Annotated in this window: 21 protein-coding genes; 15 read left to right on the top strand and 6 right to left on the bottom strand. The window is 43.7% G+C overall.

Annotated elements, in window-relative coordinates:
- Nucleotides 1-6: 6 nt before the first annotated feature.
- Complete coding sequence (locus tag QUE65_RS06390; protein WP_215368914.1) at nucleotides 7-333, top strand: heavy-metal-associated domain-containing protein; 327 nt, start codon at nucleotides 7-9, stop codon at nucleotides 331-333.
- Nucleotides 330-722: a hypothetical protein gene (locus QUE65_RS06385; RefSeq protein WP_286280137.1), complete on the top strand. Its 393-nt coding sequence runs from the start codon at nucleotides 330-332 to the stop codon at nucleotides 720-722. The genes QUE65_RS06390 and QUE65_RS06385 overlap by 4 nt, the downstream gene beginning before the upstream one ends.
- 109 nt (nucleotides 723-831) lie before the next feature.
- On the opposite strand, the gene QUE65_RS06380 is transcribed toward QUE65_RS06385, so the two are convergent.
- Together QUE65_RS06380 and QUE65_RS06375 are read right to left on the bottom strand one after the other, a co-directional pair.
- The gene (locus QUE65_RS06380) at nucleotides 832-1,431 is read right to left on the bottom strand and encodes a GNAT family N-acetyltransferase (RefSeq protein ID WP_286280136.1); all 600 of its coding nucleotides are present in this window, start codon (nucleotides 1,429-1,431) and stop codon (nucleotides 832-834) included.
- Between the two features lie 28 nt (nucleotides 1,432-1,459).
- Complete coding sequence (locus QUE65_RS06375; RefSeq protein WP_286280135.1) at nucleotides 1,460-3,130, bottom strand: formate--tetrahydrofolate ligase; 1,671 nt, start codon at nucleotides 3,128-3,130, stop codon at nucleotides 1,460-1,462.
- Between the two features lie 138 nt (nucleotides 3,131-3,268).
- Here QUE65_RS06375 and QUE65_RS06370 point away from each other — a divergent pair, with 138 nt between their 5' ends.
- The 8 genes from QUE65_RS06370 to panB all read left to right on the top strand — a co-directional run bounded on the left by QUE65_RS06370 (nucleotide 3,269) and on the right by panB (nucleotide 10,242).
- The gene (locus tag QUE65_RS06370) at nucleotides 3,269-4,084 is read left to right on the top strand and encodes a sterol desaturase family protein (RefSeq protein ID WP_286282468.1); all 816 of its coding nucleotides are present in this window, start codon (nucleotides 3,269-3,271) and stop codon (nucleotides 4,082-4,084) included.
- 9 nt (nucleotides 4,085-4,093) lie between these two features.
- A complete protein-coding gene (locus QUE65_RS06365) occupies nucleotides 4,094-4,675 on the top strand; it encodes an antibiotic biosynthesis monooxygenase family protein (protein ID WP_286280134.1) in 582 nt (193 codons plus the stop codon).
- Nucleotides 4,675-5,364 carry a GntR family transcriptional regulator gene (locus QUE65_RS06360; RefSeq protein ID WP_286280133.1) on the top strand — a complete coding sequence of 230 codons (690 nt, stop codon included), beginning with the start codon at nucleotides 4,675-4,677 and terminating at the stop codon, nucleotides 5,362-5,364. The genes QUE65_RS06365 and QUE65_RS06360 overlap by 1 nt, the downstream gene beginning before the upstream one ends.
- 73 nt (nucleotides 5,365-5,437) lie before the next feature.
- Nucleotides 5,438-6,535 carry a TRAP transporter substrate-binding protein DctP gene (dctP, locus tag QUE65_RS06355; protein WP_286280132.1) on the top strand — a complete coding sequence of 366 codons (1,098 nt, stop codon included), beginning with the start codon at nucleotides 5,438-5,440 and terminating at the stop codon, nucleotides 6,533-6,535.
- A 62-nt stretch (nucleotides 6,536-6,597) separates the two neighbouring features.
- Entirely contained in the window at nucleotides 6,598-7,098 is a 501-nt protein-coding gene (locus QUE65_RS06350) for a TRAP transporter small permease subunit (protein WP_286280131.1), read from the top strand.
- Nucleotides 7,095-8,417, top strand: coding sequence for a TRAP transporter large permease (locus tag QUE65_RS06345; RefSeq protein WP_286280130.1), 1,323 nt, complete (start codon nucleotides 7,095-7,097; stop codon nucleotides 8,415-8,417). Before QUE65_RS06350 ends, QUE65_RS06345 begins: the two co-directional genes overlap by 4 nt.
- 11 nt (nucleotides 8,418-8,428) lie before the next feature.
- Entirely contained in the window at nucleotides 8,429-9,334 is a 906-nt protein-coding gene (locus tag QUE65_RS06340; RefSeq protein WP_286280128.1) for a phytanoyl-CoA dioxygenase family protein, read from the top strand.
- A gap of 20 nt (nucleotides 9,335-9,354) precedes the next feature.
- Nucleotides 9,355-10,242, top strand: coding sequence for a 3-methyl-2-oxobutanoate hydroxymethyltransferase (panB, locus tag QUE65_RS06335; protein WP_286280127.1), 888 nt, complete (start codon nucleotides 9,355-9,357; stop codon nucleotides 10,240-10,242).
- A 284-nt stretch (nucleotides 10,243-10,526) separates the two neighbouring features.
- On the opposite strand, the gene QUE65_RS06330 is transcribed toward panB, so the two are convergent.
- From QUE65_RS06330 to QUE65_RS06320, 3 genes are all read right to left on the bottom strand, one after another.
- The gene (locus QUE65_RS06330; protein WP_286280126.1) at nucleotides 10,527-11,384 is read right to left on the bottom strand and encodes an EamA family transporter; all 858 of its coding nucleotides are present in this window, start codon (nucleotides 11,382-11,384) and stop codon (nucleotides 10,527-10,529) included.
- Entirely contained in the window at nucleotides 11,381-12,121 is a 741-nt protein-coding gene (locus QUE65_RS06325) for a sulfite exporter TauE/SafE family protein (protein ID WP_286280125.1), read from the bottom strand. Before QUE65_RS06325 ends, QUE65_RS06330 begins: the two co-directional genes overlap by 4 nt.
- A gap of 709 nt (nucleotides 12,122-12,830) precedes the next feature.
- Entirely contained in the window at nucleotides 12,831-13,022 is a 192-nt protein-coding gene (locus QUE65_RS06320) for a hypothetical protein (protein WP_286280124.1), read from the bottom strand.
- A 75-nt stretch (nucleotides 13,023-13,097) separates the two neighbouring features.
- Between QUE65_RS06320 and QUE65_RS06315 the strand changes: the two genes are divergently transcribed.
- The gene (locus QUE65_RS06315; RefSeq protein WP_286280123.1) at nucleotides 13,098-13,661 is read left to right on the top strand and encodes a hypothetical protein; all 564 of its coding nucleotides are present in this window, start codon (nucleotides 13,098-13,100) and stop codon (nucleotides 13,659-13,661) included.
- Complete coding sequence (locus QUE65_RS06310; protein ID WP_286280122.1) at nucleotides 13,658-15,283, top strand: ion transporter; 1,626 nt, start codon at nucleotides 13,658-13,660, stop codon at nucleotides 15,281-15,283. Before QUE65_RS06315 ends, QUE65_RS06310 begins: the two co-directional genes overlap by 4 nt.
- A gap of 91 nt (nucleotides 15,284-15,374) precedes the next feature.
- Here the strand turns inward: QUE65_RS06310 and QUE65_RS06305 are convergent, their stop codons facing one another.
- The gene (locus QUE65_RS06305) at nucleotides 15,375-16,388 is read right to left on the bottom strand and encodes a catalase family peroxidase (protein ID WP_286280121.1); all 1,014 of its coding nucleotides are present in this window, start codon (nucleotides 16,386-16,388) and stop codon (nucleotides 15,375-15,377) included.
- A gap of 247 nt (nucleotides 16,389-16,635) precedes the next feature.
- Between QUE65_RS06305 and QUE65_RS06300 the strand changes: the two genes are divergently transcribed.
- From QUE65_RS06300 to QUE65_RS06290, 3 genes are all read left to right on the top strand, one after another.
- A complete protein-coding gene (locus QUE65_RS06300; protein ID WP_286280120.1) occupies nucleotides 16,636-18,138 on the top strand; it encodes an amidohydrolase family protein in 1,503 nt (500 codons plus the stop codon).
- Between the two features lie 132 nt (nucleotides 18,139-18,270).
- Nucleotides 18,271-19,236, top strand: coding sequence for a Bug family tripartite tricarboxylate transporter substrate binding protein (locus QUE65_RS06295; protein ID WP_286280119.1), 966 nt, complete (start codon nucleotides 18,271-18,273; stop codon nucleotides 19,234-19,236).
- Nucleotides 19,237-19,244: 8 nt separating this feature from the next.
- Nucleotides 19,245-20,231 (top strand): Bug family tripartite tricarboxylate transporter substrate binding protein, encoded by a 987-nt coding sequence (locus QUE65_RS06290; protein ID WP_286280118.1) that lies wholly within the window; start codon nucleotides 19,245-19,247, stop codon nucleotides 20,229-20,231.
- Nucleotides 20,232-20,261 lie beyond the last annotated feature (30 nt).

Below are 20,261 nucleotides of genomic sequence, written 5' to 3'. Positions count from 1 at the left end.
ATGAAAATGAAACAATTGAACTTAATCATTGCAATTGCATTTATGGCGTTGAGCCAGTCTGCCTTGGCTAGTATGAAAGTCACCGTCAATGGTATGGTTTGCTCATTTTGTGCCCAGGGCATTGAGAAAAGTATTTCCAAAATGGACGAAACCAAGGCAGTCTTTGTCGATCTCAAGAATAAAGTCGTGATCGTTGAGGCTAAAGAGGGCAAAACCCTCAATGAGAAGCTCATTAGCCAAGAGATCAAAGACTCAGGCTACGACGTAGTCAAGATCGAAACCATTCCACAGACGGTTGCGCAATTTAAGGCTCAGCAAAAGGATAAAAAATGAGTCACGATGGCTTGAGTGAAACAAAGACTAGCTATATCAGTGCTTTAATTAGCCTCTTTGCGAGTTCGAGTACCCTCATTTGCTGTGCCATCCCCGCACTCCTGGTCAGTTTGGGTGCAGGGGCAACGCTCGCCTCTTTAGTATCTGTATTTCCAAAGATTGTGTGGATTAGCGAGCATAAAGAGGCGATATTTGCATTAAGTAGTGGTTTGATGCTCATTGGCGGCATATTGCAGTGGCGTAATCGAAATGCCCCATGTCCGATTGACCCTAAGATGCGCGATGCCTGCTTAAAAACACGGAAATTCTCAGAACGAATTTATTGGATTAGCCTTGGTTTATTAATGATTGGTGGATGGTTTGCGTTTATTCAGCCCATGCTTGTATGAGAATTGTTTAAAAAGATATAAGGTCGTGCTACTAATTGCTAATGTATCGTGGCTTTGAATTCCCATCGAATAACGATTTATCGAGAAACCCGACAAATAACGGTATCTCTTATGTATTTTCTAGCTTATAGGAAAGATTTGCTTTTACTGCAGGGAATTCACTGGCAATAATGCTGTATACACAGGTATCTCTGAGGCTGTTCATGGCATCAGGATGGCGATTTAGTTGATGACTTCTGAGTACGCCATCTAACTTAGCCCCCAGTCTTTCAATACCACTGCGACTTTGGTGGTTAAACCAATGGGTCCGAAATTCAACGGCAATACAGTTCAACGTCTCAAAAGCGTGCGTCAGCAACATCAATTTACATTCAGTATTAATTGCTGTTCTTTGGGCGGATTTACGGTACCAAGTAGAGCCGATTTCCAATCTTCGATTATGTTCGTCAATATTCATGTAGGTTGTCATACCAATAGGCCTGCCTTTGGAATCTAAAACGCAAAATGGATTCATTGAGCCCATATTTTGTAATCCTAAGCGTCTTTCTATTTCTTTTGCCATACCCTCAGGTGATGGAACAGTTGTATACCAAAGTTTCCAAAGCTCACCATCCCTGACGGCATCACACAGAGCATCGTGATGAGCCATCTCCAGCGGAACTAAGGATGCATGACTACCTTTCAGGGTTATGGGAGATGAGATTTTCATATCAAGCCATGCAATTTAGGTTTGATGTTTAAAACAAGCCAACCACTTTTCCGTCAATCAGGTCAATTTTGTCAGCCGATGGAATCTTTGGTAATCCTGGCATAGTCATAATGTCACCGCAGACCATCACTATAAATTGAGCGCCAGCAGCAAGACGAACTTCCCTAATATTGATGACATGATTATTAGGAGCGCCGCGTAATTTAGCATCCGTTGAGAACGAGCTTTGTGTTTTGGCTACGCATACAGGGTAATTGCCATAACCCTTTTCTTGCAGGTCTTGTATTTGGGCTCGAATCTTTGAGTCCGCAGTAACTTCACTGGCTCGATATACCTTTTTAGCAATATGATTAATTTTGTCCCAGAGACTATCGGATTCGTCATACACAAATTGCATTTGAGATGGCGTATCACAAAGTTTGATTACCTCTTCGGCAAGATCTTTGGCACCTTTGCCGCCATGGGTCCAATGGGAAGCAATAACTACTTTTACCCCAAGAGATTCCATGCGTTTTTTAATCAAATCAATCTCTGCTGGTGTGTCGCTTAGGAATTGATTAATTGAAACCACGCAGGGGATTTGGTAAACCTTTGTAATATTTTCAACATGGCGCTCTAAATTAACTAAGCCTTTTTCAAGCGCTACTAAATTTTCTTTAGTTAGTTCAGATAGCTCAGCATTACCATGGTATTTCATAGCACGAACAGTCACCACAATCACGGCTGCAGAGGGGCGCAGACCTGATTTACGGCATTTGATATCAATAAATTTCTCAGCTCCTAAGTCAGCACCAAAGCCAGCCTCAGTAACTACATAATCAGCTAATTTAAGGGCTGCTTGTGTGGCAATCACCGAATTACAGCCATGTGCGATATTGGCAAAAGGTCCACCATGCACAAAGGCTGGATTGTTTTCAAGGGTTTGAACAAGATTTGGGGCCAACGCATCTTTAAGTAAGACCGTCATAGCTCCGTGAGCGTTGAGATCTTTGGCAAAAATAGGTTTTAGATCACGAGTATAGGCAACTACGATATTGGAAAGTCTCTCTTTGAGATCATCAAGCGAAGTGGCTAAACAGAAAATTGCCATTACCTCAGAAGCGACCACGATATCAAACCCATCCTCACGAGGATACCCATTACCCGGGCCACCCAAGCCATTGGTAATGTGGCGCAAGGCTCGGTCGTTCATATCAACGACACGTTTCCATTGAATCCGGCGGCTATCAATACCGAGAGTATTGCCATGGAAGATGTGGTTATCGATCAAAGCTGCTAAAAGATTATTGGCTAGGGCTATCGCATTAAAGTCCCCAGTAAAGTGAAGATTGATATCCTCCATTGGCACAATCTGGGCATAGCCGCCGCCCGCAGCACCACCTTTTACTCCAAATACTGGCCCAAGGGATGGTTCACGCAGGCAAATGATGGCTTTTTTACCTAAGTAATTAAGAGCATCACCAAGTCCAACGGTAGTTGTCGTTTTTCCTTCACCAGCGGGGGTTGGATTAATGGCTGTTACTAAGATCAGTTTTCCGTTGGGGCGATTTTTTAGCGTTTCCAAGTAGGGTAGGGAAACTTTGGCCTTGTAATGACCATAGGGCTCGAGATGCTCATCGGAAATACCCAGCTTATCTCTTGCAACATCAGCAATCCGCATCATTTTTGCCTGTTGTGCAATCTCAATATCACTGGGCATAGTTTCTCCTAAGGTTAGGGTTAGTCCTGATGAATAGCACTTTCAATTTTGTGACATTCAACTAATATGTTAGTAATATATATCAAGTGTTATTCACTAGACAAGGAGATTTCAATGAGTACTTTTTCTAGACCGATGATGATGACGGAAAGACAGAAGAAGTTTCGTGAGTCCTATGTGAATCAAATCAGCCCCTTTTATAACGGTTTATTACATATTGGCGTGATGTACGTTGCGGGAATCACCGCAATTTACTATTGCGCAAGCCAGCTCAGCAATCCAACCTGGGCGTGGCTCACCATCATCCCAGTAGCAATTGCCGGAAACTTTGTAGAGTGGGCGATGCACAAGTATGTGATGCATCGCCAAATTGATGTATTTGCTCTAAGGGCAATATACGATCGTCATACCAGACAGCATCATCAGTATTTCACCGATACAGATTACACAATTGACACGGTAAAAGAACATCGAATTGTCTTTTTCCCATGGCGAGTATTGATTGTTCTTGGTGTTGCCGGAACAATCTTAGGGTATATCGCAAGCAAAATTTTCAATCCAAATGTGGGCTATATCCTATACATGACGATGGTTGGCCATTATTTGCTTTACGAAACCTTTCACTATTGCTGTCACATTAAAGAAAACTGGTTTGTGCGCAATATGCCGTTTATTAATACCATTCGCCGCCACCATGCTGCACATCATAATTTAGGCATCATGATGCATAAGAATATGAATCTTACGTTTCCATTTGCTGATTGGATTATGGGCACATCCGATATCAAACGAGGCTTAATTGGAACCTTATTGAATGGATTCAATCAGGATCATATTGACCCTAAGCTAAAGCCAATTATTGAGAAATTCCAAAACGGCAGAGTACAGGAGGAGAGGGTCACGCTTGAGGGGCCAATCCTTGATCAGCAGGAACAAAAAGCGCTGCAATCATAGGATCGCATCATGCAATCAGTTCTCTTTGATGTGTTACCAAAATCTGGTCATGTGGAACAGTATTTTTCAATGGCCGCCCACTTAAAACCGATCGTTGAGCAAAATCCAGGTTTTATATCTGTAGAACGGTTTGCTAATCTTAAAAAGAAAGATTGGTATTTGTCATTCTCATGTTGGAAAAATGAGCAGTCATTAGCCCAATGGCGCTGTCAGCCAGATCATAACGGCGCACAAGTTTGTGGTCGTAATAAGGTATTCGATGATTACCGTCTGCGTGTTTCCACAGTAAAAGAAGAAAAAACCCTTAATGTTGAAATAATTCGTGAGCGGATTTTATTGTTAATTGGTCAATTTGATGAGGTTCAAGTAACCCTAACTAATTCCCCTCTTTCAGATTTTAATAATCAATCGTATCAGGGTGTTTTAGATCCCAAAAGAGGAATCTCAATCATTGAGTTTTCTCCAAATACACTTGTCGATAACAAACTGATGCATTTATCCGCACCTGATTCAGTCAAATTATTTTGGTTTGGGGTGTTACGTGATTATGGAATGTTTGATCGAGCTGAGGCTCCAACACAATTTGCCTAATGACTAATCGTAAATCCTCAAATCTTGCGCTTGTTGTGTCACCCGACGAGTCGTCTTTGTCTGATCAAGCCTATAGCCAAATTGAAGAGATGATTGTGACGATGCAATTACCCCCTGAGACTCCAGTTTCGGAAGCTCAGCTATCGAATTTCTTAGGCATTGGTCGAACTCCAATTCGAGAGGCAATTCAACGCCTAAGTCGTGAACACTTAGTCACCATCGTGCCAAAACGGGGAATTTTTATTTCAGACCTTAATACTCAGAAACAATTACGTGTTCTGGAGACTCGTCGTGAGCTCGAGCGTTTGATTTGTAAAAAAGCAGCCAAAAGAGCAACCCTAGTTGAGCGTAAAGAATTTGAGCGCTTAGCAAAAGAATTTCGTAAGGCTGCAAAGGATAAAGATGACGCCTTGTTTAGAAAAATTGATAAGGAGTTGAATGATTTAACTGTAATTGCGGCCCGTAATGAATTTGCTGCAGCGGCGATGTCACCACTTCACGGTATGTCAAGACGCTTTTGGTTTGGAAATTTTCACCATTTCGCTGGCGTGACTGAAATGGCAAATTTGCATGGTGTGCTAGCTGCTGCCATCGCAAAAGGTAGTGAATCAGAGGCTGGTAAAGCATTAGATCAATTAATTGATTGTGTTGAAGAATTAACTCGTAAAACGTTTAGTACACCTGATTAGTACAGTGTTTGGGTAGTAGGCTGATGAAGTAATCATTTAATGAAGTGGAGCAAGTTGATAAAGGAGACGTAAGATGAAAAAACGTGATTTTCTAAAAACCGGTGGTGCGGCCGCAGCAGCTGCGATGTCGTTTCCACTGACGGTACAAGCTCAGGGAGCTAGCTATAACTGGAAGATGGCCACTGGTTGGGGCGGTGGACCGCTTACCGATCTTGGAACTAAAGCATTTGCTGATAAATTGGAGCAATATAGCGGCGGTCGTTTCAAAATCCAAATCTTCCCAGGCGGTGCCCTGGGTAATGCATTGAAGGTTCCAGAAACCGTTAAAAATGGGGTGGCTGATCTTGGTCATACTTGGATGGGGTGGGACTGGGGCAAAGATCCGACCACAGTTCTCTTTGGAGGCTATGCGGGCTCGTTTGATTCAGAGCGGATGTTGCACTGGTTATATGTAGCTGGTGGTACCGATATGCAACGAAAGTATCGCGATCAAACCGATGAAATTATTTCCATGCCATTATTCATTCGAACTGCAGAGGCATTTTTGCATTCCAGGAAACCAGTTCGGACTCTGAATGATTTAAAGGGTTTAAAGCTACGTACAGCTGGAGCTTGGCTAGAGATGTCAAAGGATCTCGGCGCTGCTCCTGTAACCACTCCGGCTGCAGATATTTACCCCATGTTAGAGCGTGGTGCTATTGATGCTGTGGAGTGGGGAACCCTTTATGAAAATATCCCGATGGGATTCCATAAGGTCGCAAAATTTGTGATTTATCCAGGAATCCATCAGCCATGCGCACCGTTTGAACTCGTGATTAATAAAGGCGTTTGGTCGAAGCTATCGGAAGCCGATAAAAAATTAATCGAAATGGTTGCCAAGCTAACAACCTTAGAGAGTTGGCTTGTGGTGGGTCAAGAGGATGCAAAGGCATTGGAGTTCTATCGCAAGGCCGGCAACACAATCATTGAGTTATCGCCTGAACTTCAATATGCGGCTCGCAAAATGGGATTGGAATGGGCCGCTAAGACCGCCAAGGAAAATAAGTACCCATTTTTCGCACCTGTCTTTGAAAGCCAACAACAGCTAGATAAGTTATGGGAGGGTGCCTCCGGGTGGAGAACTGTGAAGACACGAACAGTCAGTGCTGCGCCACCACCAGCTAAGAAGTAGTTTTGATGGGGGTCTAAATTTTTAGACCCCTTTCTTCTAACTTAAAAATAAGAAAATCAACCATGACTTCACTTGTCAATCAGATTGAACGCTTAACCACCAATATAGGAATCATTGCTTCATTGACGCTAGTTCCATTGGTGCTTACAACTACGTACGAAGTGTTGGCACGTTACCTATTTGATGCGCCAACAATTTGGGCCTATGAGGTAGGTTATATGCTCACAGGAACCCATTTCTTATTAGGAATGGCTTATACCTTACAACAGGGTCAATTCATTCGCATTGATATTTTTAGTCAGGACATGCGTGCAAAAACAAGGGCACTCATTGATTTGTGCGCCTACTCAATTATTTTTCCTTTAATGATTTGGTTAACGTATGGATTAACTTCTTATTTGATTGCTGGGATTGTCAAAAATGAGCGTAGTGGGCAATCTGCAATGAATATGGTTGTGTGGCCATTTCGACTCATCTTTTTAATCGCCTTTGCATTACTTGCCTTACAGGTTTATGCCGAGCTCATGAAATCAATCCAAAAATACAAGGCTAGCAAAGCATGATCGATATCATTCCTTTTTTCATGCTACCCGTAGCCTTTGTGCTCATGTTTTTGGGCGTTCAAGTTGCCTTCGCAATGATGATCACTGCAGTGTTATTTGGACTTTATATTTTTGGTGATCGAGTCATTTTTCAGTTTATTGAAAAAATTGAGGACATCTCATCCAATTTTGTATTTGCAGCTATTCCCTTATTTGTCTTTATGGGGGCCATACTAGAAAAGTCGGGTATTGCTGACAAATTGTTTGAGGCAATTCATATTTGGACACGCCGCTTGCCAGGTGGACTAGCCTTAGCCACTGTCATTATGTGCATTATCTTTGCAGCATCGAGTGGGGTAATAGGTGCAACAGAGTCAGTGGTTGGATTGCTAACAATCCCAATAATGTTGCGCTATGGTTACAACAAGGCCATGATCTCGGGCACGATTTGTGCAGGTGGCTCACTTGGCACCATTATTCCGCCATCTGTTGTGGCTGTAGTGATGGGCCCCTTAGCAACTGTCTCGGTGGGCGATCTGCTGTATGGCATGGTATTTCCAGGGCTGATTATGGCTTCCTTATATTTAATTTACATCTTCACTCTGTGTGTGGTAAAGCCAGAAATGGGCCCACGAATTCCGCCGGAGCCAGGGGATCCGAGCTTCACGGAAAAGCTGTGGATTTCAACTAAAAACCTTGTACCGCCATTACTAATGATTGTGGCTGTTTTGGGCTCTATCTTATTTGGCTTGGCCTCTCCCACCGAAGCAGCGGCGATTGGTGCTATTGCTTCAGTGTTACTTACCGTTCTCTACAAAAACTTTTCCTGGAAAGGTTTGTACGAAGCGCTCATTAAGACTGTCTTAATTACCGCCATGATCATGGCAGTTCTCTTGGCTGGTTCTTTATTTACTGGAGTTTTTATTGGTGGTGGTGGAATTAATACTGCGAATACTCTAATCAATCAGATGCAATTAAGCCCCTGGGTTCTTTTGGGTTTAATGATGTTGATTATTTTTATTGCCGGATTTTTCTTAGATTGGATCTCAATCGTTCTAATTTTTGTACCACTATTTACTCCATTGATTACTGCGGCTGGATTTGATCCTGTTTGGTTCTGTATTTTGTTCTTGATCATGATTCAAACATCGTATTTAACTCCGCCGATGGCTCCTGCAATTTTCTATCTAAGGGCAGTGGCACCTGAGGAAATAACGATTAAGCATATGTATCGAGGCGTAATCCCTTTTATTGCTCTTCAATGCTTAACTTTAATTATTGTGATGATATTCCCAGCACTTGTAACCTATTTGCCAAGCGTAATGCTGAACTTTCGATAAGGAGTAATAAATTGACCCCAGAGCAAATTCTGAAAATTCCAGCCCGTGTCTTGAGTCAAAAACAACGCGAGGAATATTTTACAAACGGGTATATCCTTCTAGAAAAATTTATTAGTGATGACTGGTTAATCAAATTACGTGATGCTACCAATGAACTCGTTGAGCGAAGTAAGAGGGTCTCCAAGTCGGACACCATCTTCGATCTTGAGCCTGACCATACATCGTCTGAGCCACGTTTAAGGCGAGTTTCCAATCCTACAGAGCATCATCCCGTCTTTTGGGAATACGTTAGTAAGTCGCCAATGCTTGACGCTGTTGCTGACTTGGTTGGACCCGATGTGAAATTTCACCATTCCAAGCTGAACTTTAAGTGGCAAAAGGGGGGCGAGGAGGTGAAATGGCACTACGATATTTCATTTTGGCCTCATACCAATTACTCGCCATTAACAATTGGCACCTATTTATATGATTGCGGGATGGATCAGGGCCCATTGGGTGTTATTCCTAAAAGTCATTTATTAGAACCAATGATGAGCCAATACGATGAATCAGGAAAATGGGTTGGTTGCTTATCGGATGAGGATGTCAAAAAGATTCACATCGAAAAAGCCGTGTACCTGACTGGACCCGCTGGCTCTTTGACTTTACACAATTGCCGGACTATTCATGGATCACCTGCAAATCAATCCAATTTAGGTCGACCATTATTGCTCTATACGCTAACTTCGGCGGACGCCTTCCCTTATACGGTTAATCCGTTAAAACCAAAGCATGATCAGGCAATCTTGTCAGGCAAGAGGGCTCATTTTGCTCATCACGATCCATTGCCATGCCTCATACCGCCCGATTGGTCAGGTGGTTATTCATCGATTTTTTCGTTGCAGCAAAAAGAAGATGCAGAAAAAGCAATGATGTAATTAAGTTAAAGGAGAATATTTTGAATGTACCTGTAGGATCTGGAGCGCTTGAAAAGAAGAAGCGTAATTTGCAAGAAATTCGTGAGTCAAAAAAGACTGGCGAAAAAATGGTCTATATGTCAGTTCCTGATTACACTTCAGCAAAATGGGCTGAAACCGCTGGTGTAGATGTTGCAGTGGTTGGCGATAGTCTTGCAATGATTGCCCATGGTCATCCTAATACGATTCCTGCAACCATGGATATGATGGTGATGCACGCAGCATCCATACGTAGGGGGGCACCTAATACATTTGTTTTGGGATGTATGCCTTATCAAAGCTACAACACAGTAGATCGTGCCCTACAAAATGCTACGCGTTTCATGCAAGATGCCGCGTGCGATGCAGTTAAGCCACAGGGCGGAAAGTCCCAAGCCCATATTTTGAAAGCTTTGGTTGATGCCGGAATCCCAACAGCATCCCATATTGGCATGACTCCTCATACAGTTGCAGTATTTGGGGGATTTCGAATTCAGGGGAGAACCGCTGAAGCGGCTATGAAAATTCTTGAAGATGCATTTGCTATTCAAGATGCCGGATGCTTTATGTTGGAATTTGAGGCTGTCCCTGCAAAAATCGCAACCGTTATCTCTAAACAATTGGAAATACCAACAATTGGAATAGGTGCTGGTGTGGGTACGGATGGTCAGATTCTCTTATGTCATGACCTTTTGGGTGTATTTTCTGACTTTAAACCAAAGTTTACAAAACGGTATGCTAACTTAACAGAGGTTGCTGTTAAGGGAATTAAAGAGTACATCGATGAGGTTAAGTCCAGTAAGTTTCCAGATGATGATCACAGTTATTCGGTTGACGAAAAAGAATATGAAAAGTTTTTAGGACTAGTTGAAAGGCGTAAACATATTTAATTAAGTAGGCACGTGTCTCCAATTTTGGCCACCTAGTGTGGCCTTTTTTAAATACCCAAATGTCGGTTTTCCCGACAAGCGCCTGCCGACACCACGAACCCAACGTCAGATCCCACCCAGCACCACGACCACCGGTGTTTTGACGGACACCGAATCAGGGCTAGATAACCCATTGTTGAATATTGTGTTTCGTAGATTGGTTTGCCCTTCTCGGCCGTGGGTGGCAACTTCTAATCAAATAAAAAATCAGTAATAGTTGATTTTCTTATGCTCTGAACTAAGAGTTAGTAAATTCGTATCAAGACTAAACCTAGACATATTCCCAGCGCACCAATCATTCGCTGAGGGTATGGCGACTCTTTTAAATAGAGAGTTCCAAATAGAAATGCAAATAAAACGGATGTTTCCCGAACTGCTGCAACTAAGGAGATGGGGGCTTGGGTCATTGCCCAAAGTGCAATCGAATAGGAACCAATAATACAAGTCCCACCGATTAAGGGGTACATGAGACGGGATTTGATATAGCTAAAGCTCTCCGGTAGCGATTGCTGACGATGACGTTGCCAAAGGACTAATGACAGAAAAACACAGCCATGCGAAAACATTAATAGGCTCACATAAGACCACGCATTATTACTAAGCCGCACCCCATGCCCATCAACAATGGTGTAGAGGGCAATGACTAAGGCATTGCCAAGAGCAAAGAGCAGGGCTTTTAAATGATGGGCTGAGGAGGTGGTTTTGCGCAAACCTAAGAGGATGACTCCGGCTGAGACCAGAAAAATACCAGCAATTACTCCATCGGATACCTGTTCACGTAAAAACACATACCCAAATAAGAGAGTCAGAAGTGGGGCCGCACCGCGCATGATGGGGTAAGCGAGATTCAAGTCCCCGAACCGATATGCGGATGCGACCAAGTAGAAATAAATTAAATGAAGGGCGATTGATAAAGCGATGTATGGAAAGGTTTGGGGATCAGGAAGTCCATATATCACCAGCAAGGGAAGGGCTAGGATTGCAGTGGCAAAGTTTGCTACCGCGGTTTCTAGGTTTTTATCCGCTGCCGACTTGAGTAATATATTCCAAAGTGCGTGCATGAGCGCAGCGCCTAAGATGCAGGAAAAGACAAAACCACTCATTGGTGAATCATACTCATCATCAAAATTGCAATCCCCGAAATGGCAATCACCCATTCCATCATCTGGATAAATTGCTCCTCACGCATTTTTAGAACAATTCGTTTGGATAGTAGTGACCCTATAAAGACACAGACCCCAAGAAAGAGTCCCTCCAGGATAGCCACCCGATCAATTACTCCCAGTTCATGAAACACCACGCCTTTGGTAATGAAGATGGAAAGCGAGCTGGCTGCCTCGCTACCCAGATAGGCGCCTTTGGTTAATCCATAAGCCAAAAAGAAGGGGGTATTAATCGCCCCTGTTGTTGCAACGATGCCTGTTAAATAGCCAATCCCAGCACCAACTAAGGCCATGTGCCACAGGCTAACTACGATCTCTTGGCGGCGCATCCAACGACGGATTGGAATAAGGAATAGTAAAAATAGGCCCAGCACAATCTCAATCGCCCGGGGATTGAGCAAGATCAACGTATTGGCGCCCAAAATAACGGCAGGAATGGCGCTAGCAGCATAGACGGCGCATACTTTCCAATCAATACTGCGCCACCAAATGAAAACCCTAGCCAGATTAGCAATGGTCGCCGTAATTGCAATGATGGGGATGGTTAACAGCGATCCATGCAAATAGACTAAGGGTGGCATGAGAATAATGGTGGTGCCAAAGCCAATCACACCCCCTAACAAACCAGCACCAATTCCTAAAAGACCAAGGATTAGATGGATTGCGCTAAGTTCCATCTCACGATCTTAGTCGATGCGTGCCTGTAGAGACCATAAACCTGAAAGCGGAAGCTACCCAATGTCACGACGACCATTGTTTTGACGAACACTCAAAACCTGCCCACTGTAAGTCATTGTTGAGCATTGTGTTCCGCAGATTTGCCAGCCCCTTGTAAGCGGTGGCAGGCAGCCTTTTAAGATATCCGGGGTGAACTTGCAGAAGTTTGCGAGAGTGTTGATAAGTCTAAATTCTGAAAAGCTCTTGGTAAAAATACAACAGATTGACCCCAAGGAAGCAAAATACCGTACATTTAGTGGCAGTAGTAAGTAATCTTTATTGAGAAGGTGCTTATGACTGCTAAGGACTTTGCCACACTGTTCCTAATTTTGTGTTGCTTTACAGTAGCGATTTTTGAAGTAGTTAGCCGCTAGTTTTTAGGGCTTACTGTCAGGCGGTAACAAAATCAATGCCTCTTTAAAGAAGAGGCAGTCACTAGTCTCCCCAAAAAATTAGGACTAAGAATTGTCAGTGTTCTCCGCAAACACTTGCAGATACCAGTAATTCAACTGGGGACCCCACCCATCGCTATATCCACCCATGTTTTGAAGAGCAGAAATCAGGCGGTGTATAAGTCATTGTTGAGCAACAAAGTCTTCAGATTTACCGGCTCTTTTAAGCCGTAGGTGGTAGCTTCAACCCCTGGTGGGCCGGACAGACATAAGGTAATTACTGCGGATCTTTTGGATTTGAACCCGGCGGTGTAGCCTGCATTTTTTCTTTGGTTTGACTGTGTTTCTTCATCTCAGACAAGACCCGCTGAACCAAAGGAGATGGTTTTTTGGTCGACGGCCCATTTTGCGTCGAAGCAGCATTCTTCTTGCGCCTTAGAATCGTTTGCAAGATTGTTTGAATGAACATGAATTAAATAGTTCTAGATGAAGATCAATTTTTAGTATAGTAGATAATAATAAATACTAATACAAAAGATTGATCATGAACTCTCATGGCGCTCAACTTAATAGCCCCCCACTGGTAGGTGCGGACTATGTATTTATTGCGCTATTGATTATTAATCTCATTACTGTCTGTTATTTAGGACGAGACATTTTTATTCAGGGTGATAAGCTTGAGCAAGCCCGAAAAAATGGTGAAGTGGTGATGGTCTGGGCCAATCAGATTGATGAAAAAATTGAGTCTGGCGAAAGCATCGACCCTAAAGCGTGCACCCCCGCGAGCGAGGCGGATTTAAAAAAACCAAATTTCATTGCTAATACCTGGGGGGATTGCCTTAGCGCATTATTTGGCCCCACTGGAAAATTTTCAGATTTTCGCAATCATTTTATGAAAGATGGTTTGATTTGGACCAAAAAATGCGATCGCGAGCATGTCCAATCCAAGGGAGCACTAGTATTTTTGCATTTGACTTCAGGCCCAACAGGTGCACCCGTGCTCTCCGAAATTAAAGAATCGGATGCTCTGGTCAGTGGAACTGAATTTAGAGTCAACGTTTGTGACCGTGGTTTTCGATTAATCAAATTCGGAGACGCGAAGCTATGACCCAAGCCACGGTCCGAAAACTTCTCTATGAGCTGTTTATCAATCGAGAAAACTCAGATGGTTACGCTCGTCTTTTTGAGAGAGCTGTTATCGCAGTCATTATTCTTAATTTGATTGCTTTGTTTTTTGAGACGATCCCGATTATTTATCAAACACGTGAAGTCTATTTCCATCTGTTTGATATTGTTTCAGTTGGATTTTTTACCTTGGAGTATTTACTGCGTCTTTACGTGGCACCAGAGGATCCAGAGTTTAAGGGCAGATTCTCACGACTTCGCTTTATTCGAAGTCCTTTTGCAATTATCGATCTTTTAGCTATTTTGCCTTTTTATTTGGCGGCTTTTTTCAATATCGATCTACGTGCGCTTCGCGCTTTGCGCTTATTGCGTTTATTTAAATTACTCCGGGCCTTTTATCCTGCTTTACTTGAATTTTTAGCCATTAATCGTCACAAGACGCTACGGCAGAAAATCTATGCCATTTGCAATGAAACCCCGGATAGCGGCAAGTTGCATGAAATATTTGATTTCTTTATTGTCAGTTGGGTATTGATTTCAGTGACCGCGGTTATTTTGGAGTCGGTTGATTCGATCAACTATTACCTGCATGTCGAATTTATCATTCTCGATACGATTGCGGTTGCTATCTTTTCTACGGAGCTCATCATGCGGCTATACAGCTGCGTTGAGAATCCGGCCTATCAGCACTGGCTATCAGGTCGCTTGAAATTTGCTAGACAGCCATCGAGCGTCATTGATATTTTGGCGATCGCTCCGTTCTTCCTAGAAAGCTTAATCGATCATCTTTTTGATCTGCGCTTTTTGCGGGTATTTCGACTCCTACGTCTCATGAAACTCGGCCGCTACTCCGATGCTACAAAATCTTTATTTTTAGTGATTCAGCGCGAGTGGCCAGTCATGAAGGCTGCTATTTTTATCATGCTGATGTTGGTGATGCTCGCTGCTTGCTTAGGCTATCTATTTGAACATGAGGCGCAGCCCGACAAATTTGAAAATATTCCGCAATCTATTTACTGGGCGGTCATTACCTTGGCCAGTGTTGGGTATGGCGATATATCCCCAGTAACCCCTGCTGGCAGGGCGATTACCATTGTTTTGGCACTACTTGGTATCGGAATCTTTGCCATTCCTGCAGCGATCTTATCTTCGGCATTTAGTGATCAATTGCGCATTGAGCGGGAGACCATGAAGCAAGAGCTCTACGAAATGCTTGGGGATGGCAAGATATCGCCGGAGGAACGGTCAATAATTGATGCAGAGGCTAAGCGCTTACATCTGTCTAAAGCCGAGGTCGATCGACTATTGGAAAAGGCCAGGGTTGAGCTGGGGCTTACCCCCCATACCGAGCACCATGATTCGCATGGTTCGCATAGTCATCACGATAGCCACCGCCATCACAATCACTTGGATCTGAACTACCTTTCCAAGCATCCAGAGGCCGCTGGTGAGCAATTTAAGATCCTGGTAGCCCAACTCCAGCAATTGGCAATCAGCGTTGATCAGGAGCGTTTGGCTCGCTATCTTTCCGATACGAAGCATGCTACCGAGTTTCAGAAAGAAACTTGGGAATACATTGTTCGCCACTCCAAAAAGAACAGTTAATTATTCCGTTTGAATAAAATAACTTAAAGAGTCTTCGCCGCAGCTTGCAGTTTAGACCCCTGCTGGGCAGGCCAGATCCAACTAAAATAAATTATTGTTTTGAACCTTCGACAATCCGTCGACCTAGTGAGACTGCATAAGGGGCTGTTCGAGCTCGCAACATGGGGTCAGCCGCACCCTCTACACCAGCTGGCATGATATTGGGATCAAAGGTAATGTTTAAACATGGACCAGTGCCATCGGGTGCTACAGCCACAATCTTTAGAACACCCAAGGTAATCTTCTTGCGCCCCTCAGGTAGAGGAACTGTCGCGTTAGTGAGTATGTCACCTGCTTGCGCAATTTCAAGGTTGAAGTTAAATGCGGCATTTCCAGCCATTACTCGCTGACGTAAATCATCAAATAAGAAGTTAGGGCCTTTTGCTTTTGCCTCTTCGTCGGTCAAGGTTTGTACACCGCCAACTGGTTCAAAGACATACTTACCCCAAACCTTCTCTTTTTTTGCATTAGAGAATCCATAGCCATGCACCCCCCAGTAATTGGTGGCAACATAACTTGCCGGTACAGCTTGAGAGGCAAAGTATTTGCCTTGGATCAGGACCTCCGGATTCGCATCGGCAAAGGCCTTCACTTTTGCCGGATCAGCAGCCTTTGTTGTGGGGTCGGGCTGTAATGACTGCAGTCGACCCATCAGTTGTTCTGGTGTGGCGGATCCGAAGACTGGCGCAGAAATATTGCCCATCTGCCACACTTCGTTTTTGGGAAGGTTAAATTGCAACGCTAAATTACGCTGACTTTTAGTGTTATCGGCTGCCTTGGGATTTGCGCCGCCCACTGAAAAGCGCACGATTACTGGAATGGGTTTGCCATTAAAGGCGGAGGCAGTGGAGATTTTGCGGCCTTCCGCGCTACCGATAAATTCCCCAGTGGCACAAATGCCTTTAGCACCTGAGCGACGAAATCCATCGAACTTGCCATTGGTTGCCTCAAACTGATTAACCATCGCATTGGGGTCAGGGTTTGCATGCGTAACCGCTGGTATGCAGGAGATAAAACCTGCAAGGGCAATTAAGGAACCGATTGATGTTGCATTATGTTTGTTCATCAAACACCTCCATGTGGATGTATTGCCTAGTATTAGAAATACTACTCCTTTATTTCTGTTGGTCAATAAGCATTTCAATAAAGGATGCTTGAAATTGTTGGTTTTCCCGACAAACATCTGCCGATACACTAACCCTAGAGTTTGATCCATCTACAGGGTAAATGACCAAACATTAACTGGAGCAATTGTAGACCTTGGTATGTGAGAGAATAATTCAAATAAGAGGTATAAGTTCGTGGAGGTTTAAATGCTCTCTCCTGATGAAATTGCAAGATTAGTACCTGCTGAAGAAGAAAAAGTACGCTCACCAATTCCAACTCGAGCGATATCGAGCGATGAGTTTTTCCCTGGTCGGCAAACTGAGAAACAAAAAGAATTTGAAAAACGTGTACAGCGACTTGGACTTGAGCTAGCAAAAAAACAGGGCCAATCAAGACGACGTTTCTTTCAGGGTGCCGCAGGTATGGCAGCTGCCTTTGTGGCAATGAATGAGACGTTTGGGCCCTTGTATGCAGTCAGTATGGCCGAGGCTTCAACGCCGGAAATGGCAAACGAGCGAGCTAGTCAACTAAAAGACCAGTTCATTATGGATATGCACACTCATTTTTTACGGGATGACACTCGTTTGGAAGGTTTTGTGCGATCACGAGAGGCTGTCGGTAAGGCTTCATGGAATCCCGCCTTAATCGATAAGCCCCAATCTTTAGATGATTTAAAGTTTGCCAACTACTTTAAAGAAATATATCTAGATAGCGATACCAAAGTTGCGCTTATTTCTGGATCGGGGTCTGAGGATCCGCGCGATTGGTTTCTTACCAATGCAATGAAAGCTCAGGCAAGACAAACAATTAACCGAGAGAGTGGCTCAAAACGCATGTTCTCACATGCTATTTTTATGCCAGGCACAGCTGGCTGGCTTGATAAGGTAGAAAGTGATTATGAAAATTTAAAGCCTGATTCATTCAAAGGCTACACGATTGGAGATAACACTAATAAACATCTATCTAAACATCCGTGGCGATTAGACGATGAAAAATTACTTTATCCTTTTTATGAAAAACTGACCAAATGGAGCAAGACGACCCCAAGCCTTGCGAATGTTTGCGTACACAAGGGCTTATATCCTCCATCCGTCACAGCACAATATCCCCATCTTCTAGAGTATGCAGATGTTCGTGATGTTGCTAAAGCAGCTAAAGATTGGCCAAACTTAAATTTTGTGATTTATCACTCTGCATTTCGATACACAGGCGGGACTTGGAATTTAGGGTGGGAGCAATTTACAAGAACCGGCCGCATTGATTGGGTTACTGATTTATCTGAAATTCCAAAAAAATATGGAGTCAAGAATGTCTACGGCGATCTTGGACAAATTTTTGCACAAAGTACCATTGCTGAACCTCGCCTTTGCGCCGCCATGCTTGGCCAATTAATCCAGGGCTTGGGCTCAGATCATGTTGTTTGGGGTACCGACGCAATTTGGACAGGCTCACCCCAATGGCAAATCGAAGCAATGCGCAGACTTGAAATTCCAGAGGACATGCAAAAGAGATATGGATTTATGCCGCTTGGTGGCCCGAATAGCGAGGTTAAGCAAGCAATATTCGGCAAAAACTCAGCGCGCATTTACCACTATTCATCCGAGAAACAAAAATCATTAATTGGTGATGCGGTAAGTATGGCTAAATCCCATTACGACCAGTTTGGTGACGGTAGGACAAACTTACGATATGGCTATATGAGTATTTAATCAGATGATTGAATCGTTTGTGCGGTAAATTAAATAACAGTGATCGGTACAGTATTTGGCAGAAAACTTCCCACTAAGTGATCCAGAATGAATCAATCAATTCTTAATTTTCTATAAATAGCGTTATCCACAATGAAATTTCTTCACCTTATCAGCATCATCATTTCTAGTATTTTTCTATTAAATCCAGCCTTTGGTCAAACAGACCAATGGCCTAAACGCACAATTAAGTTTGTAGTTGGTTTTGGTCCCGGGGGCGCAAATGATATTGTGGCTCGCATAGTTGCTGAGGGCGTTTCTAAGCAGCTTGGGCAACCAGTCATCGTTGAAAATAAGCCTGGCGCTGGATCCGTGCTAGGAGCAGATTTTGTGGCAAAGAGCCCTTCTGATGGCTACACATTTTTTGTGAGTGCGGGTGGAATCATTACCAATCCCATGATTAAAAAATCGATGCCTTATAAGGAGGGGGATCTGGTTCCCGTGGCGCTTCTGGCTGTGAGCCCATCGATCATCGTGGTACCCCCAGACTCAACGATTAAAAATCTTCGTGATTTAATTGCCCGAGCCAAAGATGCTAAGGGAATTCAGTTTTCAACAGCAGGCACTGGTAGCACCCCGCATTTTGTTGCTGAAATGCTCAAGGTTAATGCGGGTGGCAAATACGACATCATTCCGTATAAGAGTGGCTCAGAGGCCAAAGTAGCAGTACTTTCTAATCAGGTTGATGCAACATCGGAATCAAGCGCAGTCACGATTCCACAGATTCAGGGAGGAAAGCTGCGAGCAATTGCTTCGACTTGGAATAAGCGCATTGAGGCACTTCCAAATGTGCCAACTACGAAAGAGGAGGGTTACCCTCAAATCTTGATTGGGCATTGGGCTGGTCTTTTTGCCCCGAAGGGAACTCCCAACGAGATCCTCGACAAAATGAATAAGGCAGTCGAAGCAGCTCTGAAGTCGAGTGAGGTGCAAAAACGCTTGGTGCCGCAAGGTATCGAGCCAACCCCAGGATCTCGAGCAAGTTTTGTAAACTTTCTTAATGACGAGAGAAATCGCCTTGCTCCAATTGTCCAACGGGCCAACATGCGGGATGATTGATCTAAAGAATGAAAAAGTTCGCTTCGACCTTATTGCTTATCAGTGTTGGTCTGTGGGCATTTTTGTTCCACACGAGTACGGTGCTGGCTCAGACCAATTACCCCAATAAACCGATTATGTTTATTGTCCCCTATGGAGCAGGGGGCGGCGCAGATGCCCGTAGTCGGCAAATTGCTCAAAAGATGAGTGCATTACTCAAACAACCCATCGTTGTTGAAAACAAGCCTGGAGCAGGCGGTAATATAGGTACTGAAATGATTGCGCGTGCAGCCCCGGATGGATACACCATCGGGATGGGAAATTTTGCACCATTAGCTGTTAATAAAACCCTCTTTGGTAATTTACGCTACGACCCAGAGAGCGATTTAGTCCCCATCGTATTAATCGAAAGGGGTCCTTTGGTATTGGTTGTAAATCCAAGCTCGCCATACAAATCAGTACAAGATATTATTAAAACCGCTAAGGCAAAGCCTGGATCCTTGACCTTCTCGTCGGGGGGAATTGGAGGTAGCCATCAGTTATCGGCAGAATTATTTAAGATCAATACCGGTATTGATTTGATTCATGTGCCTTATAAAAGCGGTTCAGCAGCTTTGATGGATCTCATGGCCAGCAATGTGACAATGATGTTTGACCAAATGTATTCCGCCATGCCCGGTATTAAAGGGAACAAGTTACGACCCTTAGCGATTACCAGTAAAGTACGCTCGCCATTACTACCCAATGTACCCACATTCCTTGAGCTTGGCTATCCAAAAGTGGAGGTCTTAAATTGGCAAGGACTCATAGCGCCAAAGGGTACCCCTACAGAGATCATTCAAGCCTTAAATGCAGCAGCCAATCAAGCCTTAAAGGATCCGCAGATACGTGAGCAAATGCTCGCACAAGGTAATGAAATCGGCGGAGGTACTCCAGCAGAATTTGCAGCGCTAATTAAATCAGAGTCGGCAAAGTGGGGCGCTGTAGTGAAAATGGCGAACATTAAACCAGAATAAGATAGCGTTCAAGTATCCGCCTTAGCAAAC

Source organism: Polynucleobacter sp. HIN8 (assembly GCF_030297615.1).
GTDB lineage: Bacteria > Pseudomonadota > Gammaproteobacteria > Burkholderiales > Burkholderiaceae > Polynucleobacter.
Note: the sequence above shows the minus strand (reverse complement) of the source record. Positions and strands in the feature narration are given on the sequence as shown.